The sequence below is a fragment of the Sutterella sp. genome, assembly GCF_052272535.1.
GTDB lineage: Bacteria > Pseudomonadota > Gammaproteobacteria > Burkholderiales > Burkholderiaceae_F > Sutterella.
The window spans coordinates 1-2,570 of record NZ_DAVZJY010000289.1 but is presented as its reverse complement, the minus strand read 5'-3'; the positions used below and the strand labels follow the sequence as shown (position 1 = coordinate 2,570).

Below are 2,570 nucleotides of genomic sequence, written 5' to 3'. Positions count from 1 at the left end.
GGCACTCCGAGACCGCGCGCGAAGCGCTCGACCGCGCCGCCGTCAGGCGCTTCGAGTCGATGGGCGAAATTCTCGCCGCCGTTGAGGCGGAGGCGCGCGGCTGACGCGCCGCATGGGAGCGCAGAAGACGCGTCGTCCGAGGGTTAACGATGAGTGTGGAAATAATTGATTATCCGGAAATTTTTGACGCAGCAGGACTAAAATTGACATGAGCGGCGGATTTTCCCGTCCGCACCTGCGCCCGAGCCCCTCCGTCTCACTGAGCCTCCTATGACGAAGTGATGAGCTCGCCGGTGCGGCCGACGGCTTCCCTCCGGCGCCGCCGCTCTCTTCGGTCCCGCAGCATTCGGCACACTCCCTTCAAGGGAAGCGCCTCCCGCCCCCTCCTTCTCGAGGCGCCGTGAAGAGGCTGCGGGATTTTTTGTCCTCCAAAGCCGCTCCCGCCCGCTCTCTCTCCGGCGGACCGCCGGATCCCGGGACCGAGTCCTCTCCCGCGGCGGTTCGGCGGGGGCGGTGGGCGTCCCTATAATCGGCTGATGCGCGCCGCCGCGCCCGCCGGGGTTTGCGCTCCGACGGCGCCAGGCCGGCCGCGCATGCCTTTTTTTTCCCAGAGAGACTCCGTTTCGAATCCATGACCGAAGACGCCTCCTCCCATTGCGGCGCCCTTGCGCTGCGCCCGAGCCTCGCCGACCCGGCCGCCGCCGCCGAACTCTTTGCCTGCGCGGCCTCCGACTTTCTGCATGCGATCTACCGCCCGCAGTCGAACGCCTCCGAAGAGGAGGTCTCGACGATCGTCTTCGGCATGGCCGCCCTCTTTGAGGACGCGAGCGGCATCGTCGATCTGCCCAAGGGCTTCAGCACGGCTTCGGCTGCGAAGCGCCTGCACCCCTATGTGGAGAAGCGCATCAACACGATGAGCCCCGAGGACCGGGGCATCTTCGAGGACGACGCGGGCGTCGTGGCTCTCGCCGTCAACATGTTCTTCGAGGAGCTTCTCGTGCGCGCCGACGCCTGGCTCGAACTGCGCGGCGGGGCGATGGACGGGGCTGAGATGCACGAATTCCTCGCCTCGGACGCGACGCACCTCTGGATGATCAACTGGGCCGAGCGGATTCTCGGCGTGAAGGCGCACTGAGGATTGGAGAAGACAAATGATCGACAAAGCTGAGACTCCCGTCGAGCCCACGCTCGCCGACGCGGCCCGCGCCGCCCTTCAAGGCGAGAAGGCCGTCCTGACGGCCCGCGACTTTCAGGACTTCCTCGCCGGCATCGTCACCAGCGTGATCCGCAACGTGCTCGAGGTGCGCGCCGGAAAGCTCAAGCCCGACGAAGCGGGCGAGCGCGACGACGCCACGGTGCGCCAGCTCGCGCAGATCCTGATGGGCGAGCACGAGCGCATCCGCCTCGCCCCCGCGGAGGATGCTCCCGAACCCGGCCCCGAGCTCGTCGCCGAAATGGAGCGCAACCTCCCGGCGCTCTTCCGCAACCTTCCCGAAGGCGCGGACCCGAAGAATCCGCGTGCGCTCATGGTGCACGCCGCGCGCGTCTTCCTGCGCGAGATCTACGCGATGGTGAAGGCCGCGGCCGCCGACGGCGCAAAGCTCACCGACCAAGTGCTGCGCGTGCGCATCGAGCGGCTCGCCGCCGTCTGGGCGGCGCGCTTCTCGGGCGACGCCCTGGGCGACTCGCCGAAGGCCCAGGAGGCGGCGCGATGAGGTGCGGCTCCTGCGGGCCCCGGTGCGGCTCCGGCGGCTGCCACGACCATTCGAGCTCGGCCGAGCAGAAGCCGAGCCTTGGCGCCATCGACATCGTGGACGGGATCTTCCGTCAGGCGATGCGCAACCTCGCCAAGCGCCTGGCGCTCCGTCGCGCGGGCGAGATGAGCGCCGAGGAGCTCGACGCCGCGAACGAAAAGCTCGCCCTGTGGCTTGGCGCCACCTTCGCGGGCAAAAGCCGCCACTTTGAGGTGATCGAGGATTGGCACCCCGAGGGGCTCGCCAACGAGCTCCTGCGGGTCTTCGGCACGAAGCTTTCGCTCGAGCTTCCCGTCGGCGACGAGCAGATCATCGCCGAGGCCGGGCGGATCTTTGCGCGGGAGGGGATGAAGCTCCTCGAGAAGGCGCTCGACGCGGGCTATCCCCCGGCGTCGGCCGCCGAGACCGAGCCCGCCGTGATCTTCGCGGGCGAATGGGCGAACCTCTTCGCGGGGGCGCCCGGAGCGGAGGAGTTCGGCTGATGGCGAACGAAATCGAAGACAGGGCGCGCGCCGCCATTGAGGAGCGGCTACGCGAGGAGGCGCTCTCGCGGATCTTCCACGGGCTCTCCCCGGAAGCGATGCGCACGCTGCGCGCCGTCTCCGAAATGCGCAACCGCCCGCCCGAAGACGTGTTGCGCGACGAACTCCAGGGCTACATCCTCGAGAAGCTCCCGCCCGTGGACGTCGAGGCGATCATCAGCTCGATGGGCGACAAGTTCTATCAGTTGGGCTACGCCTGCGGCGCCGCGCGGCGCTTCATCCGCGACTGGAACCGCAGCCACGGCGGCGATTGAGCCGCGCTCCGGCCGCCCGG

The 2,570-nt window shown here is 68.6% G+C and carries 4 protein-coding genes; all 4 read left to right on the top strand.

The window, feature by feature from the left end; translation table 11 throughout:
• Positions 1-631: 631 nt before the first annotated feature.
• Genes ACT6Y9_RS10350 through ACT6Y9_RS10335 form a run of 4 tightly spaced genes read left to right on the top strand, consistent with a single transcriptional unit; the run spans position 632 to position 2,550 of the window.
• Positions 632-1,135: a hypothetical protein gene (locus ACT6Y9_RS10350; protein ID WP_295479385.1), complete on the top strand. Its 504-nt coding sequence runs from the start codon at positions 632-634 to the stop codon at positions 1,133-1,135.
• A gap of 16 nt (positions 1,136-1,151) precedes the next feature.
• Positions 1,152-1,715, top strand: a complete 564-nt coding sequence (locus ACT6Y9_RS10345; RefSeq protein WP_443744471.1) for a hypothetical protein — start codon at positions 1,152-1,154, stop codon at positions 1,713-1,715.
• Positions 1,712-2,236, top strand: coding sequence for a hypothetical protein (locus tag ACT6Y9_RS10340; RefSeq protein ID WP_295479379.1), 525 nt, complete (start codon positions 1,712-1,714; stop codon positions 2,234-2,236). Before ACT6Y9_RS10345 ends, ACT6Y9_RS10340 begins: the two co-directional genes overlap by 4 nt.
• The gene (locus tag ACT6Y9_RS10335; RefSeq protein ID WP_295479376.1) at positions 2,236-2,550 is read left to right on the top strand and encodes a hypothetical protein; all 315 of its coding nucleotides are present in this window, start codon (positions 2,236-2,238) and stop codon (positions 2,548-2,550) included. The genes ACT6Y9_RS10340 and ACT6Y9_RS10335 overlap by 1 nt, the downstream gene beginning before the upstream one ends.
• Positions 2,551-2,570: the final 20 nt, after the last annotated feature.

Bases quoted from the DNA above. Each gene is read 5' to 3' on its own strand.
- ACT6Y9_RS10340 (WP_295479379.1), top strand. From the start codon at position 1,712: ATGAGGTGCGGCTCCTGCGGGCCCCGGTGCGGCTCCGGCGGCTGCCAC.
- ACT6Y9_RS10335 (WP_295479376.1), top strand. From the start codon at position 2,236: ATGGCGAACGAAATCGAAGACAGGGCGCGCGCCGCCATTGAGGAGCGG.
- ACT6Y9_RS10350 (WP_295479385.1), top strand. From the start codon at position 632: ATGACCGAAGACGCCTCCTCCCATTGCGGCGCCCTTGCGCTGCGCCCG.
- ACT6Y9_RS10345 (WP_443744471.1), top strand. From the start codon at position 1,152: ATGATCGACAAAGCTGAGACTCCCGTCGAGCCCACGCTCGCCGACGCG.